The 18,493-nt window shown below is 59.5% G+C and carries 11 protein-coding genes; 6 read left to right on the forward strand and 5 right to left on the reverse strand.

What is annotated here, in order from left to right; all coding sequences use genetic code 11:
* Position 1: 1 nt before the first annotated feature.
* The 3 genes from NF78_RS14795 (at position 2) to NF78_RS14805 (ending at position 7,205) form a co-directional block, all read left to right on the forward strand.
* Complete coding sequence (locus NF78_RS14795; RefSeq protein WP_263970607.1) at positions 2-2,383, forward strand: ABC transporter permease; 2,382 nt, start codon at positions 2-4, stop codon at positions 2,381-2,383.
* 133 nt (positions 2,384-2,516) lie between these two features.
* Positions 2,517-3,911, forward strand: a complete 1,395-nt coding sequence (locus tag NF78_RS14800) for an efflux RND transporter periplasmic adaptor subunit (protein ID WP_035987517.1) — start codon at positions 2,517-2,519, stop codon at positions 3,909-3,911.
* A gap of 81 nt (positions 3,912-3,992) precedes the next feature.
* On the forward strand, positions 3,993-7,205 hold the full coding sequence (locus NF78_RS14805; protein ID WP_035987519.1) for a DEAD/DEAH box helicase: 3,213 nt from the start codon (positions 3,993-3,995) through the stop codon (positions 7,203-7,205).
* Positions 7,206-7,274: 69 nt separating this feature from the next.
* On the opposite strand, the gene NF78_RS14810 is transcribed toward NF78_RS14805, so the two are convergent.
* The 3 genes from NF78_RS14810 to NF78_RS28315 form a co-directional block, all read right to left on the reverse strand.
* Positions 7,275-7,607 (reverse strand): hypothetical protein, encoded by a 333-nt coding sequence (locus tag NF78_RS14810; RefSeq protein WP_156119772.1) that lies wholly within the window; start codon positions 7,605-7,607, stop codon positions 7,275-7,277.
* 67 nt (positions 7,608-7,674) lie between these two features.
* On the reverse strand, positions 7,675-8,226 hold the full coding sequence (locus tag NF78_RS14815) for a hypothetical protein (RefSeq protein ID WP_156119773.1): 552 nt from the start codon (positions 8,224-8,226) through the stop codon (positions 7,675-7,677).
* Between the two features lie 113 nt (positions 8,227-8,339).
* On the reverse strand, positions 8,340-9,353 hold the full coding sequence (locus NF78_RS28315) for a helix-turn-helix domain-containing protein (protein WP_156119774.1): 1,014 nt from the start codon (positions 9,351-9,353) through the stop codon (positions 8,340-8,342).
* 799 nt (positions 9,354-10,152) lie between these two features.
* Here NF78_RS28315 and NF78_RS14825 point away from each other — a divergent pair.
* Positions 10,153-12,438 carry an arylsulfatase gene (locus tag NF78_RS14825; RefSeq protein WP_197064844.1) on the forward strand — a complete coding sequence of 762 codons (2,286 nt, stop codon included), beginning with the start codon at positions 10,153-10,155 and terminating at the stop codon, positions 12,436-12,438.
* A gap of 49 nt (positions 12,439-12,487) precedes the next feature.
* On the opposite strand, the gene NF78_RS14830 is transcribed toward NF78_RS14825, so the two are convergent.
* Positions 12,488-13,129 (reverse strand): Uma2 family endonuclease, encoded by a 642-nt coding sequence (locus tag NF78_RS14830; RefSeq protein WP_035987527.1) that lies wholly within the window; start codon positions 13,127-13,129, stop codon positions 12,488-12,490.
* Positions 13,130-13,254: 125 nt separating this feature from the next.
* Positions 13,255-13,812 (reverse strand): Uma2 family endonuclease, encoded by a 558-nt coding sequence (locus tag NF78_RS29535; RefSeq protein ID WP_072016158.1) that lies wholly within the window; start codon positions 13,810-13,812, stop codon positions 13,255-13,257.
* A gap of 146 nt (positions 13,813-13,958) precedes the next feature.
* Here NF78_RS29535 and NF78_RS14845 point away from each other — a divergent pair, with 146 nt between their 5' ends.
* Together NF78_RS14845 and NF78_RS14850 are read left to right on the forward strand one after the other, a co-directional pair.
* On the forward strand, positions 13,959-16,322 hold the full coding sequence (locus tag NF78_RS14845) for an arylsulfatase (protein ID WP_035987533.1): 2,364 nt from the start codon (positions 13,959-13,961) through the stop codon (positions 16,320-16,322).
* A 146-nt stretch (positions 16,323-16,468) separates the two neighbouring features.
* Positions 16,469-18,382 (forward strand): bifunctional metallophosphatase/5'-nucleotidase, encoded by a 1,914-nt coding sequence (locus tag NF78_RS14850; RefSeq protein ID WP_052050507.1) that lies wholly within the window; start codon positions 16,469-16,471, stop codon positions 18,380-18,382.
* Positions 18,383-18,493: the final 111 nt, after the last annotated feature.

Consider the following 18,493-nt stretch of genomic DNA (forward strand, 5'->3'; position numbering starts at 1 on the left):
GTTGCCTTCCATCATGCAAACCCTCGATCTGAAGCTATTTCGCGATCTCAAGGGCCTGCGGGGCCAGGTGATTGCGATCGTGGTGATTGTGGCCTGCGGCATTGCCAGCCTGGTGACGATGGTGAGCACCTACCAGTCGCTGCTGCTGTCCCAGGAGCGCTACTACAGCCAGTACCGCTTTGCCGATGTGTTTGGGCAGCTCAAGCGCGCCCCTAACGGCGTGATGGAGCGGATTTTGGAGATTCCGGGGGTGGGCCAGGGGCAGGCGCGGGTGGTGGCCACGGTGACCCTGGATGTGCCGGGGCTGGAGGATCCGGCCAGCGGGTGGCTGATCTCGATTCCCGAGCAGCGGCAGCCGATGCTGAACGACCTGGTGCTGCGATCGGGGCGCTACATTCAGCCGGGGCGGGCCGACGAGGTGATCGCCAGCGTGGCCTTTGTGGAGGCGAACCAGCTGGCTCTGGGGGACACCATCAGCGCGGTGATCAATGGGCGCTGGCAGCCGCTGCGGATTGTGGGCACGGCGCTGTCGCCGGAGTACATCTACGAGATTAGCGGCACCGAGCTGCTGCCCGACAACCGCCGCTTTGGGGTGTTTTGGATGGGGCGCGAGGCCCTGGCCACGGCCTTTGACCTGGATGGGGCCTTTAACGATGTGGCTCTGACCCTGACCACCGGGGCCAACGAGCAGGCGGTGATCTTTCGCCTCGACCAAATTTTGGATCGCTACGGCGGGCTGGGGGCCTACGGGCGCGAGAACCAGCTCTCCCACCGCTTCCTCTCCGACGACCTGGCCGGGTTGCAGGTGATGGCGCTGATTTTGCCGCTGATTTTCTTAGGCATTGCGGCGTTTTTGGTGAATCTGGTGCTGGCCCGGCTGGTCAGCACCCAGCGCGACCAGATTGCGGTGCTCAAGGCCTTTGGCTACGGCAACTGGGGGGTGGGGCTGCACTTTTTTAAGCTGGTGGCGGTGGTGGTGGGGCTGGGGTCGGCCTTCGGCATTGGGGTGGGGCGCTGGTGGGGGGCCAATTTCACCGAGTTCTACACGCAGTTTTACCAGTTTCCCTCGATTGAGTACCGGGCCGGGCTGGGGCTGATGCTGGGGGCGGTGGGGGTGAGCGCGATCGCCGCCGCCACCGGAGCCTTCAAAGCCGTGGCCGGAGCCGTCAGCTTGCCCCCCGCCGAGGCCATGCGGCCCGAACCCCCGGCCAGCTTCAAGCCGACGCTGATCGAGCACCTGGGGTTGCAGCGGTGGCTCTCCCCCGCCGGGCGGATCATTCTGCGCAATGTGGAACGGCGGCCCGCCCAGGCGGCGATGGCGGTGCTGGGCATTGGTCTGGCGGTGGCGATGCTGGTGGTGGGCCGCTACTTCAGTGACGGCATCGACGCGATTATCGATGTGCAGTTTCGCACCGTGCAGCGCGAAGATGTCACCCTCACCTTTACCGAGCCGCTGCCGGGGCGGGTGCAGCACGACCTGGCCCAGCTGCCGGGGGTGTTGCGGGTGGAGCCCTTTCGAAATGTGCCGGTGCGGCTGCGGTTCGAGCAGCGATCGCGCCTGGGGGGCATTGTCGGCCTCTCGTCGCCCAGCACCCTGCGGCGGCTGATCGACAGCGACTTGCAATCTGTGCCCCTGCCCGCCGATGGCCTGGTGCTGACTACCAAACTGGCGGAAATTTTGCAGGCCCAGGTGGGCGATCGCCTCACGGTAGAGGTGCTGGAGGGAGCGCGCCCAGTGCTCTCGGTGCCCCTGGTGGGTCTGGTGGATGAGCTGGTGGGACTGGCCATGTATATGGATGTCACCGCCCTGAACACGCTGATGCAGGAAGGCCCCACCTACTCCGGTGCCTACCTAACCGTGGACCTCTTGCAGATGCCGTCCCTGTACGAGCAGATCAAGCAAATTCCAGCGGTGGCCAGCATGGCCCAGCGCGAAACCGCCCTGGCCCAGTTTGAAGATACCATCGCCGCCACCTCTGGGGTGATGAACGCCATGATTTTGCTGTTTGCCTGCATCATCGCCGTGGGGGTGATCTACAACGCCGCCCGCATTGCCCTCTCCGAACGCAGCCGCGAACTGGCCACCCTGCGCATCATCGGCTTCACCCAGCGCGAGATCGCGTTCATTCTCCTGGGCGAACAGGGGGTACTGACCCTGGCGGCAATTCCGGTGGGCTGGGCCCTGGGCTACGGCCTGGCCTGGACCCTGAACCAGTCCCCAGCCCAGAACACCGAGCTGTTTCGGGTGCCCTTCATCATTCAGCCCGCCAGCTTTGTCTTTGCGGCGGTGGTGACGGGTGTGGCGGCGATCGCCTCCGGCCTGCTGATCGCCCGGCAGCTGGGGGGTTTGGATTTGATTGCGGTGTTGAAGACGAGGGAGTAGGGGTGTGGGCGGGTAGGTGGGTGGATGGGTGGGCGGGTGGATGGGTGGATGGGTGAATGAGTAGGGTGGGCACTGCCCACCATGAGGGAAACTGCGCCCTGAGGTTTAGTTTTGCAATCAGAGACGTAAATCAATGACCAGCACAGAACCCACTAACGATCAACGTACCCTGGGCAACGGCACTGCCCCGGCCCCGCCGCCGAAACGTCGCCGCTGGCGGCCCTGGCTCTATGGCCTCGGCGGCCTCGGCCTGGTGGCGCTGATCGCCTACGCCGTGCGGCCCCAGCCGATCGCGGTCGATCTGGCGACGGTGGAGCGGGGAGCGTTGCAGGTGACGGTGGGGGCCGAGGGGCAGACGCGGGTGCGCGATCGCTTCGTGGTCGCCGCCCCAGTAGATGGCGAACTCCAGCGGATTGACCTGCGCGCGGGGGATCCGGTGGCGGATGGGGCGATTGTGGCCCGCATTGACCCGCTGCCCCTGACCAGCCAGGTGGAGGCCACCCAGGCCCGCCGTCGGGCGGTGCAGGCCCAGATCGCCGGGGTCGATACCCAGCGGCCCAAGGCCGAGGCGCTGCGCCAGGCCGAAACCCGGATTCGCGCGGCTCAGGCGGGCCAGGGGCAGGCCCAGGCCCAGGTGACGGAAGCGGAGGCAGGGCTGGTGCAGGCCGAGCGGGATCGCGATCGCATGGCTAGTCTCTACAGCCAGGGGGCGATCCCTCGGCAACAGCTCGAAGCCATGGAACTGGCCGTCACCCAGCGCCAGCAGGCCCTGGCCACCGCCCGCCAGCAGGTAGCGGTGGCGGTGGCCGATGTGCAATCGGCCCAGGCCAACCTGGCGGTGCTTACCGCCGAGCAGCAGGATCCCGACTACCTGGTGGATGTCTATCAGGCGGAGCTGGCCGCCCTCGATGCTGAACTGGCCAGCCTCACTGACGATGCCCGCCGCGCCACCATCACTGCCCCCGCCGCTGGTCGGGTGCTGCAAGTGCTGGAGCCCAGCGCCCGGTTTGTGGCGGCGGGCACCCCCCTGCTCAGCCTGGGCGACCCCGACGGCCTGGAGCTGGTGATCGACATTCTCTCCACCGATGCGGTGCGGGTGTCGCCGGGGGATGCAGTGCAGATCGATCGCTGGGGCGGCGAGGAGAACTTGCAGGCGATCGTGCGCCAGGTGGAACCGGCGGCCTTTACCGAGGTGTCGGCCCTGGGGGTGGATGAGCAGCGGGTGAATGTGATCGCCGACTTCACCGACCCGGCGGTGCCCCTGGGGGATGGCTTTCGCGTCGATGCTCAGATTGTGGTGTGGCAGAGCGACAATGTGCTGACGGTGCCGATCAGCGCTCTGTTTCGCTGCGACATCGCTTGGTGCGCCTTTGTGGCCGAGGACGGTCGCGCCCAGCGGCGGGAGGTGGCGATCGGCCCCCGCAGCGACTTTGCCGCCGTGGTCGAGGCGGGTCTGGCCGAGGGGGAGCAGGTGATCCTCTACCCCGGCGACCAGATCGAAGCCGATGTCAGAATTCGGGGGCGTTAGTCGCCCATCTGCCTCCAGGCTCTCGATTTTTAGGAGCCAACCCGGTAAGATCATCCAAATCCGTGAAGCCAGGATACAGCCATGCAGATCCTCCACGGCACCTGGATACCTCAGCCCGCTACCGACTTTGTGCAGACGGGGACGTTTTGCCTGTGGGGCGAAACCGAGCAAAAGAGCCGTCGCAAGCTGCCGTCCCAGGCCCATCCCTTTCACCTGCCCGAGCCTGACCTGGTACCCCTGCTCAGCGACGAGCTGGGGCTAAAGTCTCCCGATCGCCGCTCCTTGGCCTCCTTCGTCGCCCCCCGCACCTTCCTGCTGCCCACGGTGGACGGTCAGCCGCTGCCCTCCCTGGAGCTTTCCCGCTACCTGGAGGTGGAAACCCCAGAGCGCTTTGACTGGCAGTACTGGCAGGTGGATTGCTACCAGATCCCCGAGCTGGCCGACGCGATCGCCCTGCTGAACAACCTGCACTTTCTGGCCGTCTACAACCTGGCGGAGGTGCAGCTGGGGGCCGATCTGCTGTTTTGGTACCACTACACCCAGGCGTTCAAGCAGGTGATTCTGCGCGATCAGTACATTCCGGCACTCAAGTATCGGCAGATGGCGGCTCCCAAGGCATCCACCCGGCGCAAAGCAGCGGGAAGCAAGGCAGCGAGCAAGTCCCAGACGACTAAATCTAAATCCGCGCCGGAGTCAGGGTTTGAAATCTATCTGGGTTGGGAAATTATTGGCGATCGCTACCACGAGCACATTCAAACCTATACCGACTACATGCCGCTGCTCTGCGTCGCCGGGTTTGAGGACGTTCCCAAAACACCTACCTTCTACGATCGCGCCACCCTACTCCGCCACTTTTCAGAATGCTTTGTCGATGAGCTGGTGCGGGGTACGGCCATGCCCCAAAGCTATCTCAAAACCGTTGAGAATACGCTAATTCAGGATTGCTTACAGGACAGTGCTCCAGGCAAATCGGCGGCCGATCTGGAGCGGTATCAGCAGTGGCAGGGATGGCGCGATCGCATCACCCGTTCCGAAACCGCCGCTCCCTTCCATATCGGCTTTCGATTGGAAGAACCTGTCACCCCCGACGCCCCCTGGCACATCCAGTTTCTCGTCGCCCCTAAGGACGATCCCTCGCTGCAAATTTCGCTGGAGGAGTTCTGGCAGTTGCGGGGTAAGCAGCAAACCCAGCTGCGCCAGCATCTGGGGGACAACTTCGAGCAGTACTTGTTGATGAACCTGGGTTACGCTGCCCGCATTTACCCCAAATTTTGGGACGGGTTGGAAACCGACCAGCCTGTCGGCATTCCGGTCAACCTCGACACCGCCTTCACCTTCCTCAAAGAATCCGCCTGGGTGCTGGAGGATGCCGGGTACAAAGTGATCGTCCCCGCCTGGTGGACGCCCAAGGGCCGCCAGCGGGCCAAGGTGCGACTGCGGGCCAAGGGCAAATCCCTCGGCGGCAGCGACAAATCGAAGGGCTACTTTTCCTACGACACTCTGGTGCAGTACCAGTACGACCTGGCGATCGGCGACCAGCCCGTCACCGAGGCCGAGTGGCAGCAGCTGGTCAACGCCAAGTCGCCCCTGGTCAAGTTTCGCGGCCAGTGGATGGAGCTAGACCAGGACAAAATGCAGCAAATGCTGGAGTTTTGGCAGCAGCAGCAGGCCACCAACCCCGAGATGAGCCTGCTCGACTTCATGCGCCTGACCAGCGGCGAGGCCGACGACAGCCTGGAGGTGGAGTTCGATCGCGACGACGCCCTGGCCGCCATGCTCACCCAACTCAGCGACAAAACCCGCCTCGAACTCACCCCCGACCCCGACCAGCTCCAGGGCTCCCTGCGCGACTACCAAAAGCGCGGCCTCTCCTGGCTGCACTACCTGGAGAACCTCGGCCTGAACGGGTGCCTGGCCGACGACATGGGCCTGGGTAAAACGGTGCAGGTAATCGCTCGCCTGATTCAAGAGCGAGAAGAAGCGGCTCAGAATGGCGGTCACAAACTGCTGCCCACCCTGCTGATCGCCCCCACATCCGTCGTCGGCAACTGGTACCACGAAGTTCAGAAGTTCGCGCCGCACCTGCGGGCGGTGGTGCACCACGGCGCAGAACGCAACTCCGACAGCAAAGCCTTCAAAGCAATCTGCCGCGACCACGATGTAATCATCACCTCCTTCACCCTGGCCCGCAAAGACGCCAAGCTGCTAGAGGGCGTCACCTGGCACCGCATCGTGCTCGACGAAGCCCAAAACATCAAAAACCCCAAAACCGCCCAGACCAAGGCCATTCTCAAGCTCAACGCCAACCACCGCCTCGCCCTCACCGGCACCCCAGTCGAAAACCGCCTGATGGATCTGTGGTCGATTTTCAACTTTCTCAACCCCGGCTACCTGGGCACCCAGACCCAGTTTCGCAAGCAGTTCGAGCTGCCCATCCAAAAAGAAAACAGCCCCACCCGCTCCGCCACCCTGAAAAAACTGGTGGAACCCTTCATTCTGCGGCGGCTCAAAACCGACCAGGCCATCATCAAAGACCTGCCCGACAAGGTGGAGCAAAAGCTGTTCTGCAACCTCACCCCCGAGCAGGCATCGCTGTACGAAGCCGTGCTCAAGGATGTCACCGAACAGATCGACACCAGCGAGGGCATTCAGCGCCAGGGGCTAATTCTTGCCACCCTGACCAAGCTGAAGCAAATCTGCAACCACCCCCGCCAGTTTTTGCAGGATGAAAGCGAGTTCTCGCCGGAGCGATCGCACAAACTCAGCCGCCTGCTCGACATGCTCGACGAAGTGGTGGCCGAAGGCGAAAGCGCCCTGGTCTTCAGCCAGTTTCGCGAGATCGGCGATGCCCTAGAGCACCACCTGCGCCACACCTGCCGCTACAACACCTACTACATCCACGGCGGCACTAACCGTCAAAAGCGCGAGCAGATGATCGCCGAGTTTCAAGACCCCGACACCGAGCCCGCCATCTTTGTGCTGTCGCTAAAAGCCGCTGGAGTCGGCATCACCCTCACCCAGGCCAACCACGTTTTTCACTTCGATCGCTGGTGGAACCCCGCCGTCGAAGACCAGGCTACCGATCGCGCCTTCCGCATTGGCCAAAAGAAAAATGTCTTCGTCCACAAGTTCGTCGCCATGGGCACGCTGGAAGAACGCATCGACCAGATGATTGAGGATAAGAAAAAGCTGGCGGGCGCGATCGTCGGGGCCGATGAATCGTGGCTGACGCAGCTAGACAACGACGCCTTTAAACAACTGATCGCCCTCAACAAAAGCGCCATTATGGAGTAGTAAAGAAAAGATACACAATAACCACAGCGCAAAGGCCATCGCTATTTGGGGCACCCGCTTCCAGGGCTTTTACCGCGACTGCACCCGTCGTACTCCTTCTTGGAAGCCCTGGTCATAATCGATGGTGGCGCGAAAGTTGTCGTAGGGTAACCCGTTTAGAGCATCCTGGAGTCCGCGAAAGAATTCTTCTTCAGGGGTTACGGCTTGCTGGCGCTCAGCTTCGGTGGCCCGTTGCTCGGCTTCATTGGCTCGGCGATTGGAATTAATCACCGCACTGGTGCCCGCAGCGGCCCCAACCCCCAGCATAAAGTTGCCAAAGCTAGCCTGGGCAACGCTAGTCATCGTTGCCAGCGATGCGATCGCGGCAAAGATAGATAACCCTACAGCTGTCGTTCTTTTCATCATGTCATCCTTGTCATTGCACACTTTGCAGTTCCAACTAACGGCATTTTTGAAACCTGGCTGGGGATCAATTTCCGGTAGGCCTTGGCGAAATCCAGCCGTCTACCGTGGCGGAGGTGACCAGTACCTGACCATTGACTCGCCCCAAGCGCAGCACGGTCTGACTGGCGGCTATCAACATCTCCCCCGCTGAGGTTTCAAAGTTTTCCATCTGATAGATTTTAGCGATGCCAAAATTATCATCAATGATGTCAATGGCGACGTAGTTCCTCAGGCTTTCTCGCCTCTGAACCTGACCAAACGTCTGCTCCAGCATTTGCCTGTGGGCCTCCACCCCTTCCAGACGGGTGGTCACCGTTGAAAGACCGTTCCCAGACTCAACGGTGACCACCGTTACCGCAAAAGGGGCTATCAGCGACAGGGTTCCCTCCACATCTCTGCTGTCCCGGGCCGCTTGCAGCCGATCGAGGACGGTCTGAACGTTGGCTTCGGTCAGCGGGGCCACCGCCTGGGCCAGGTTCCCGGGGGAAGCCGCTGGCATCGCTTTGGCCGACAGAGGAATGGCTGTGGTCGTCAGACAAAAAGCTAAAGCAGCGTAGACAAAAAACTTAGACTTCATCCGCATAGTCTCCATCGATGACATAAGACACAAAGCCCCCTGGGGCCTTGATGGCCCGGGCCTGGGGTTATCCGGGCCGGGGACCGTGGGGAGCATGGTATGACCGCCTGGCCCTACCGTCGCTGCAGCGTCTGGGAGGGGGACTCGCCAAACAGCTGTTTGTAGTCCCTGGCAAAATGACCCAGGCTGACAAATCCCCACTGGTGGGCTAGCTGGCCAACGGTTTCGGGTTTGGGGTCGGCGCTGAGCAAAGCCCGGCGGATGCCGTGGAGCCGCTGCACTTTGACAAAGGCCATCGGCCCCATGCCCAGCATTTCCTGGAACCCGTATTGCAGCGATCGCTGGCTGGTGCAGACCGCCTGACAGATCTGGGCCAGGGTCAGGGGTTGATCCAGGTGGTCCATGATGTAGGCTTTGGCTGCGGTTACCAACTCGGCCCGACGGTAGGATCGCGGAGCATCGGCCTGGTGGACCGGCGGCAGGGCGTCGATCAGCAGCGGCATCAGGTCCTCTTCCAGCAGGGTAGCGGCCAGGGGGGCGTGGCTCCAGGTGCGATCGCCTTCAGTGTCAAAGAGTTGGCGGAGGTAGGCACAGAGAGGAGAGACGCGATCTGCTGGGGGCGTGACCAGGTTGCGCTGGAGGAAGACTTCGTCCAGGTCGTAGCGCTGGGCCAGGGCGGCATAGTGCTGAAACAACGGCTGGGCGACCACAATCTGGCACTGATCCTGACCTTCAGGGGAGGTGATCAGATGGATGGGGCGCTGGTTGTCAAAGCCAGCGATGGCGTTTGCCGTCAGGCGTTTATCGTGGGCAAAGGCGGGGTGGGACTGCACTTGGAGCTGCACCACAAAAATAAGGTGGTCGGGGCGTTTGTCGCCCATCACCTGGAGTGACTGGCTGGCCTGCTGCCGGGTCACCGTCAGGCCAGGGCTGACCACCCAGGAGGCCAAACGCCCCTGAAAGCTGCCCCGGCTGAGCTGGGTTAACTGGAGTCCGCCATGGGCGATCGCCTCGCCAAAGTGATCCACATCGTTAAAGGTAGCCTCCCGGTATTGCAGGCGATCGCCCACTGGTAAGCCAGGGGCCAATTGAGCAGAGCCATCGCGATTTCGGTCAAGTACATTCACGCTTCACCTCATAGCAATGCTGACCATAGATTCCTTAGCGATAACATCCCTGAAATATGCGAAAACCATGGTTTAGCTACCTGGAGTCATACGTTTCATGTATCACAAAAAATATAAGGAACTCGTATGGAAAAACAAATCTACTTACTTATATATTGAGTTTATTCAATGCCTATTGCCTGTACTGCCTGTATAGCTAGAGGCAGCACGAAAAGCTGGGCACCTCAGTCAAAATCTCTGACAAAAGGGTGGCCTGTAACTGGACGGTTGAGATTCTGACTATGCGGTCAAATACTTGCTCAGGCCGCGATCGCGTCAGATAGGGGTCCTTTTGCATGCTGGGTATGGAGGCTGAGCCCCAGCCGTGCAACCTATCTAGGCCCAGACAAGACATTAGAGAACAGCCATCCGCTTAGTCTGCGATCGCACTCAAAGCACTGCGCAGTAAGGAATGGCCGCAACGTGGTGTGTTGAATATACTCACTCAACATATAAAACGCTGCCGAGGAAAAGTAAAGCCGGAACCCGGGAAACTTGCGTTTTTTGAATAGTGGCGCTGAAAACTTAACCTACAACTCGCCCAGACTTGCGTTTTTTGAATAGTGAGAGCGGAACGTTAGACCTAGGATCTACACAACTTTGTACTGAAGCATTTTTTGCCCCTCTCAGGAAAAAATATCTTTGCTCCAGCCATTTTCTCTGTACTTTAGCTGTACTCGTTAAGTAAGTCATGGGTTCTCGGATTAGACTGCTTATCCTAACTTGGGCCATAATCGTCGCCCTTGTCTTTCAAGTTGCCGTGCCCCCGGCCCTGGCGCAAGCAACCCTACCTCGCCCCGAGCCCACCTTCCAGGGCCGCATTGGCGTCACCTACCAAGAGTCTCAGCCGGATACGGCCCTATTGCAGGCTACCCAAGCCCCCGAGGGTGCGCCCAACGTGTTGCTGGTGCTGATTGATGATGCGGGCTTTGGTTCAGCCAGCACCTTTGGCGGCCCCATTGCCACCCCCACCTTCGATCGCCTGGCGGCCAGCGGGCTGCGCTACAACACCTTCCACACCACGGCCCTGTGTTCGCCCACCCGCGCCGCCATCCTCACCGGGCGTAACCACCACTCGGTGGGGTCGGGCACCATTCAAGAACTGGCCACGGCCTATCCGGGCTATACGGGGTTGATTCCCCAAAGTACGGCAACCATCGGCCAAATCCTCCAGCGCAACGGCTATAGCACCGCCTGGTTTGGCAAAAACCACAATGTCCCCGACAACCAGACCACCAGCGTCGGCCCCTTCGATCGCTGGCCCAACGGTCTGGGCTTTGACTATTTCTATGGGTTCATCGGTGGCGAAACCGACCAGTGGTATCCCACCCTGTACGAAAACCAAAAATTGGTCGAAACCCTGCCCCTGCCTGAGGAGGGCTACAACCTCACCCATGATCTGGCCGACAGGGCGATCGCCTGGATCAACCAGGCCCAAACCACAGCCCCCGATCGCCCCTTCTTCGCCTACTTCGCCCCCGGTGCTGTCCATGCTCCCCACCAGCCCCCGGCGGAGTATGTGGCCAAGTACCAAGGCCAGTTTGATCAGGGCTGGGACAAACTGCGGGAGGAAACCTTTGCGCGGCAGAAAAAGCTGGGCGTGATTCCCGCCAACGCCGAACTCACCCCCCGGCCCGAACAAATGCCCGCCTGGGACAGCTTCAGCCCCGAAGATCAAAAAATTCTGGCCCGCCAGATGGAAACCTACGCCGGGTTCCTCGACTACACCGACTACGAAATTGGCCGGGTGGTAGACGCCATTGCCGACCGGGGAGAACTGGACAACACCCTGGTGATCTACATCAACGGCGACAACGGGGCCAGCGCCGAGGGCAGCTTGATCGGCAGTTGCAACGAAATAATGAACCTGAACGGGCTGAACCTGACGATGGCGGACAATCGCCGCTGCTACGACATCTGGGGCAGTCCCGAAACCTCCCCCCACTACGCCGTGAGCTGGGCCTGGGCGATGGATAGCCCCTTCCAATGGACCAAGCAGGTGGCCTCCTACCTGGGGGGTATTCGCAACGGCATGGTGATCTCTTGGCCTGAAAAAATTAAGGAGAAGGGTGGACTGCGATCGCAGTTTAGCCATGTCATCGACATCGCCCCTACCATCCTCGAAGCCGCTGGCATTCCTGAGCCGGACATCTACAACGGCATTGCCCAAAAGCCCATGGAGGGCACCAGCCTGGTCTATACCTTTGAGCGGGGTGCGGCCACAACACCGGAACGTCACACCATCCAATACTTTGAGATGCTGGGCCACCGCGCCCTCTACAAAGACGGTATGATGGCCTCCGCCTTCCACAACCGTCTACCCTGGATTACCGCAGGCACCGTACCCTTTGACACCGATCAGTGGGAACTGTTCGACCTCAGCCAGGACTTCACCCAGGCCAAAGATCTCTCGGCGGCACAACCGGAAACCCTCCAGGAGCTTCAGGACTTGTTCCTGGCCGAAGCCGAGAAGTACAACGTGTTCCCCCTCGACGATCGCTTTGCCGAACGGGCCGATGTAAACCTCCGTCCCGGCTTCTTCACCGGGCGCAAGCACATCGAGTTTGCGGGTAATATGCCATCGATTCCCGAAGGCAGCGCCCCCAGCACCAAAAATGCCTCCCACACTATTGATGTGGATCTGATGGTGCCGCCCCAGGGCGCGGAGGGGGTGATTGTCTCGGAGGGGGGCTTAACCAGCGGGTTTAGCCTCTATGTCAAAGACAACAAACTCATCTACGACTACAACTGGTTCGACCTGGAACGCACCTCCATTGCCGCCGCCACCCCCTTGCCCACGGGTAAGGTGCATGTGCGGTTTGACTTTGCCTACGACGGCGGCGGACCTGGGAAGGGTGGCACCGGCACCCTGTACATCAACAACCGCAAGGTGGGCCAGGGCAAAATTCCTAAGACCGTGGCAGGCCGGTTTGGGGTCGAGGCGATGGACTTTGGCAAAGACTTGCAGTCGCCGGTAAGCCAGTCCTACCAGCCCCCCTTCGCCTTTACCGGGGTGGTGGAAAAGGTGGTGCTTGATATCAAGTAGCTCTAGCTCAAAGATCCCAGGGTTCTTCAAGAACCCTGGGATCTGGCCGTCAGACCTCCTTCCCCTGGTCTTTCAGCTCTTGCCGAAAGGCTTTTGCCGCCGCTAACGGGTTCGGTTTTTGCAAGCAGCGGGTCAGCAACGCCAGATCCAAATCGGGCAAGACTTCGCTGTTTTGAATGGGTTCATACCCAGCGGTTTCGCCAAACTGGCCAGGGGTTTCTTCCCGCTGGTGATACAGGTAAAGATGATTCTTTTGCCAGAACCACACTTCCCGCACCCCCAAACGACGGTACAGCTCCAGGCGATTGATGCTGCCGCTGGTCACAATCACCTCAATCGCCAGATCGGGAAATTCTTTATCGGTGCCGATGCAGTAGCTTTCATCCGGTTCGCCCCCCGCCTGGTTTTCTGGCTTTTTCAGCGTCGTGGAACCCATCGGGAAATATTCTGTTCCGGTTTCCAAAAAGTAGATCAGGAGCAAATCGCCGATTCGCGTCTTGCTGCTTTCGTGATTACGACTAGGAGCCAAGATCTCTAACACCCCATCTAAAAAATGCACCCGATAAGCAGAACCATCCCCCATGTCCGCCAGCAGCGCCTCGTACTGCGGCCACGACACCCGACTTAGCACCCGTCGTTCTTCCGGGTCATCCAGGGTGATGCGGTTCGTCAAATCGTTAAGGAGAATCATCAATCGCTACCTCGTCAATGTTCTGATTGCCCTGAAATTGCCTTAATCAAATTCATCCTGTTTAGAGAAAACTGTTGTGCCGATGAATCCTCTCATACCCTCCATAAATGGCTCTAGACGACTAATTAACTATCTAGACCTCGATAAAGCTCAGCCATATCGAATTCAAGCCCCAGGCTTTGCAGGACCACAGTCTCTCCATCGTTATAAACAGTGGTTTCCCAGGTATTTTCAGCGGTGCGACGACGACATTCGACCTGTTGAGTGTCTTGAAAGACAAGAACATATTCCTCCAGGGAGGAGAGTTTGCAATAATCTTCAAATTTCTTTCCCAGATCAAAAACCTGGGTGCTTTCAGACAGTACTTCAGCAACAAGTTTGGGATAACGCTTTACATAGCGATCCTGTCTATCCCGCGAGTCACAAGTCACAAATGCATCAGGGTAATAATAAAACTCTTCTTGATGGTTGACTTTGACATTGCCTGAGTAGAAGCGACAGTCTGACGTGTCACCAAGGTGATTGTCAATAAGTTTGAGTAGGTTAAAGGAAATGCGATCGTGATTATCAGTGCCCCCGGCCATGGCGTAAACCAGGCCATAACGATACTCATGGCGAACCTGGCTCTGTCGCTCAATGCTGAGGTACTCTTCGGCGCTGATGTAGTTGGGAACGGCAATCATCGACTTCGCCTGCCACTGCAATGGGTTGACTCCATTCTAAGGGGGCAATTCCCCAAACAGGTTTCTCGGGGTTGGGGGGACGGCATCGGGAGTACAGGGTTTGGATTGGGTATCCCACAACATTTTCTAACTTTTAAGAGGTAACTATGCTCAAACGACTGCTGCGGGGCGCTTTTGTAGGGTTGCTAACCGCCGCCCTTGTGCTTCAATCCGCCGTACCCCCGGCCCTGGCCCAGGAAATTTTGCCCCATCCCGACAAGCCTTTTGCTGGCAAAATTGGGCTGACCTATAAAACATCCGAACCGGTCAAAAGCCAGCTCAAACTGCCCAGCACCTACGGCATTGAAAACGCCCCTAACGTGCTGCTGGTGCTGATTGACGATGTGGGCTTTGGCCAGTTCAGCAGCTTTGGCGGCAGCATTCCCACCCCCACCATGGATCGGGTGGTGAAAAACGGGTTGCAGTTTACCCAGTTCCACACCACCGCCCTCTGTTCTCCCACCCGCGCGGCCCTGCTCACTGGGCGCAACCACCATTCCGTCGGTAACGGCGTGATTACCGAAGCCGGGACGGGTTTTCCGGGATACACCGGGGTAATTCCAGACAACACCGCCACCTTTGCCCAAATCTTGCAGGCCTACGGCTACGCCACCGCCTGGTTTGGCAAAAACCACAATGTGCCCGACTGGGAGAGCAGCATGGCTGGTCCCTTCGATCGCTGGCCGCGCGGTCTGGGCTTTGACTACTTCTACGGGTTTGTCGGCGGCGACACCGACCAGTTCCACCCCGCCCTGGTGGAAAACACCACCCGCATTGAGCCGCCAGAAACCAATGCCGATGGCACACCCTACCACCTCAGCACCGACCTGGCCGACCACGCCATCAACTACATTCGTCAGGTGAATGCCGTCTCTCCCGAAAAGCCCTTCTTTGTGTATTTATCGCCGGGTGCAACCCATGCCCCTCACCAGGCTCCCCAGGAGTGGACCAACAAATTCAAGGGCCAGTTCGACATGGGCTGGGACCAGTACCGCATTGACACCTTCGAGCGACAAAAGAAGCTGGGGGTAATTCCCGCTGACGCCAAGCTCACCCCCCGACCCACAGCGCTGGCCGCCTGGGATTCCCTCTCCCCTGAAGAACAGCGGGTCTATGCCCGGATGATGGAGGTGTTCGCCGGATTCACCGCCCATGTGGATCATGAGGTGGGTCGCGTGGTGGATGCGATCGCCCAGATTGGCGAGCTGGACAACACCCTGGTTATCTATATCGCTGGTGACAACGGCTCCAGCGCCGAGGGGGGCTTCAACGGTCTGCTGAACGAAATGACCTTCTTCAACGGTCTACCCGAAAACCTGGAAGACAAGGTGGCAGCGGTCAATGACCTGGGCGGCCCCATGTACTACAACCACTTCCCCTCGGCCTGGGCCTGGGCGATGGATTCCCCCTTCCAGTGGACCAAGCAGATTGCCTCCCACTTTGGCGGTACCCGCAACGGCATGGCCATGGCCTGGCCGGCGGGCATCAAAGACAAGGGCGGCAAGCGCTTTCAGTTCAGCCATGTGATCGACATTGCCCCCACGATTTTGGAGGCGGCAGGCATCGCCCAACCCGTGCAGGTGAACGGCATCACTCAGAAACCTATCGAAGGCACCAGCCTGGTCTATACCTTTGATGACGCCAAAGCCCCTAACCGCCACACCACCCAATACTTCGAGATGGCGGGCAACCAGGGCATTTACAGCGACGGCTGGATGGCCAGCGCTTTATGGAGCGAACCCTGGGTGCCGGAACCGCCGCCGGGTAAGGACATTCTGAACCTGGATTGGGAGCTGTACCACATCGACGAAGACTTCACCCAGGCGGTGGATCTGGCGGATCAGATGCCCGCCAAGCTCCAGGAAATGAAAGACCTGTTCTACGCCGAAGCTGCCAAATACAACGTGCTGCCCCTGGATGGTCGCAAAACCGCTCGGCTCAACGTTGCCAACCGTCCCAGTCTGACGGCAGGTCGCACCCACTTTGCCTATCCACAGGGCATCCGCATCCCGGAAGGCTCGTCTCCTGACCTGAAGCACATCAACCACACCATTACTGCCAATGTGGAAATCCCTTCCCAGGGTGCAGAAGGCATGTTGATGACCCTGGGCGGACGATTCGCCGGGTATGGCCTATTTGTGAAGGACGGCAAACTTGTTTACCACTACAACCTGGCCGGGGTCGAGCGGTACAACATCGAGTCAGATACGCGAATTCCTACTGGGAAAGTAGCGCTGAAGGCCGAGTACAAAAGCGATGCTAACCAACCCTATGCCGGAGCAACGGTAACGCTCTATGCCAACAACAAAAAAATCGGTCAGGGCCGGGTTGAAAAAAGCATTCCCAACCGCGTCACCCTGGATGAAACTCTGGATATCGGCTTCGATACGGGGACGCCAGTAACGGAATCCTACGAGCTACCTTTTGCCTTTACCGGCAAGCTCGATGAGGTGGCCATTGACCTGAATTAATTCTTACTGTGTCCCCAGTTTGGTCCTGGAACCTGGTCTGGGGGCGCAGTTAACTCACATGTTTTACACAGTGGAGCTGAAGCGCTCAGCAGATAATTTGGCTGGCTGTTAGCCCCATGGACTGGAGTGATTGGGGGTTGATCCCGATGGAAAGTCTTGAACTCGATCGCCGCACCTTTTTGCAAACGTCTCTGGCTGTAGCGCCTGCCATGCTTTCGTTCAATGCCCCAAAAGATGCCCCAAAAGACACCCTGGTATCTACCTCTGATAAACAAGTTTTTACCATCCTCCATACCAACGACATGCACTCTAACGTGGTGGGGGTGGGGCCGTTGCGAGACTACACGCCCTTGCGGTTGGGGGATGACCAGACCAGGGGCGGCTATGCCCGCCTGGGAGCGTTGATTGCTCAGCGTAAAGCCGCACTAGAACAACTCGGCCCCGTCCTGGTGCTGGATGCGGGGGACTTTAGCATGGGCACCGCCGTGGCCGCCGCCTGTCGCGAACTGGGGGCCGAGCTGCAACTGATGGCAGCCATGGGCTACGACGCCACTACCTTTGGCAACCACGAGTTTGACCTGGGGCCGGATGGCCTGGGTCAGGCGATCAAGCAGGCGGCCAATGCCGGCCCTGTCCCGGCCATTGTGGTGACGAATAGCGATGTCAGCGCCGACTCCGATCGCCTCGCCGATCTGCAAGCGCTGGCCCAGCGGGGGGTGCTTCAGCCCTACCGGGTGATTGAACGGGGTGGCCTACGGTTTGGCCTGGTGGGCATCATTGGCTACGATGCGTTTAAGTATTCAACCGATCCCGGAGAGGTTGTCTTTGGCGACCCGATCGCAACGGCCAAGGCAGCGGTGCAACGGCTGAAGCGGGAAGAACAGGTCGATGTGGCGATCGCCCTTAGCCACGGTGGCGTGGTCAAGCAGCCCGATGGGTCGTTCCAGGGGGAAGACCTGGCCCTGCTCGATGCCATCCCAGAATTAGATGTGGTGATTGGTGGCCATACCCACAGCGAATTGCGGGAGCCGCTCTTGGTCGATCATCGCCCGGTGGTGCAGACCGGCAAGTACGGCGAACACCTGGGTGAACTGGTGCTCAGTCTGGAGGATGGCCGGGTGCAGGTAGAGTCTTACCGGCTCATTCCTGTAGATGACCAAATTCAGGGCGATCGCGCCCTTCAGAACCGGGTAGACCACTTTTTGCGCCGGGCGGGAGAGGTTACCTTTGCCCCCCGCGGCTACGCCACCACCCAACCCCTGGTAATGATCACCGAAGACTGGCCCATGGACTACGCCGACATAGAGTCGGGCACACCCCTGGCCAATGTGGTGACGGACGCCCTGCGCCTTGCCACCAACAGCCAGATTGCCTTTACAGCCAATGGGGCCATCCGGGCCGGGCTGACCCAGGGCAAAACCGGGGTGCAAACGGTGTACGACATCTTTGCCCTGGCCCCCCTCGGCAACGGCATTGTGGACCCCACTGCCGGGAGTGCTCTGGTCAAAGGCTATTTCACGGCGGCGGAAATCAAAAACATCCTGGAATTTTTGCTGATGGACGACCCCAACCATCCCGGCGAATACTACCCCAGGACATCGGGTCTGCGGTTTTACTACGACCCCAGCCGCCCCCGGTTTGATCAGGTTACCAACCTAGAGCTGGGCAATCTGGACAACGGTTATCAACCCCTCGATCTAGACGCCCCTACCCTCTATAGCTTTGCCACCAGTTTGTACGTGGGCTCGATTCTGGTTTACATTCCCCAACTCAGCAAAGGTGCGTTGCCCCTCCAGCCTAAAAAGGCCGATGGCAGCCCCCTGACCACCAAGGCTGAAGCGATCGTTGACCCCAGGGAATCGACCAGTCCCTATGTCTTACCGGCGACAACCCATCTCAATGCCGACCTGGCTGCGATCAATGCAGCGAGCCGAGAAATTAAAGAGTGGCAGGCGATTATGGACTACCTCATGAGCTTGCCCCACAAAAACCCAGATGGCATTTCCGTCTTGCTCAAAGATGCCCGTGCCCGTGAGGTACGCGGCATTAAGTTCTATTAAAAAATGCCCCCAACCTGCTGCCGGAGCCATCGTGACGCTCGTTGGCGCAGCCCTTTATAGGCTAAATCTCGCCCCGCAAGCGATGGCTCCCTGTCTCTGGAGGGATGCAAA

The organism is Leptolyngbya sp. KIOST-1 (genome assembly GCF_000763385.1).
Lineage (GTDB): Bacteria > Cyanobacteriota > Cyanobacteriia > Phormidesmidales > Phormidesmidaceae > Nodosilinea.

Excerpts from the sequence above, each read along its gene's own strand:
- NF78_RS14805 (WP_035987519.1), top strand. The coding sequence starts at position 3,993 with ATGCAGATCCTCCACGGCACCTGGATACCTCAGCCCGCTACCGACTTT.
- NF78_RS14800 (WP_035987517.1), top strand. The coding sequence starts at position 2,517 with ATGACCAGCACAGAACCCACTAACGATCAACGTACCCTGGGCAACGGC.
- NF78_RS14810 (WP_156119772.1), bottom strand. The coding sequence starts at position 7,607 with ATGAAAAGAACGACAGCTGTAGGGTTATCTATCTTTGCCGCGATCGCA.
- NF78_RS14850 (WP_052050507.1), top strand. The coding sequence starts at position 16,469 with ATGGAAAGTCTTGAACTCGATCGCCGCACCTTTTTGCAAACGTCTCTG.
- NF78_RS29535 (WP_072016158.1), bottom strand. The coding sequence starts at position 13,812 with ATGATTGCCGTTCCCAACTACATCAGCGCCGAAGAGTACCTCAGCATT.
- NF78_RS14845 (WP_035987533.1), top strand. The coding sequence starts at position 13,959 with ATGCTCAAACGACTGCTGCGGGGCGCTTTTGTAGGGTTGCTAACCGCC.
- NF78_RS14815 (WP_156119773.1), bottom strand. The coding sequence starts at position 8,226 with ATGAAGTCTAAGTTTTTTGTCTACGCTGCTTTAGCTTTTTGTCTGACG.
- NF78_RS14830 (WP_035987527.1), bottom strand. The coding sequence starts at position 13,129 with ATGATTCTCCTTAACGATTTGACGAACCGCATCACCCTGGATGACCCG.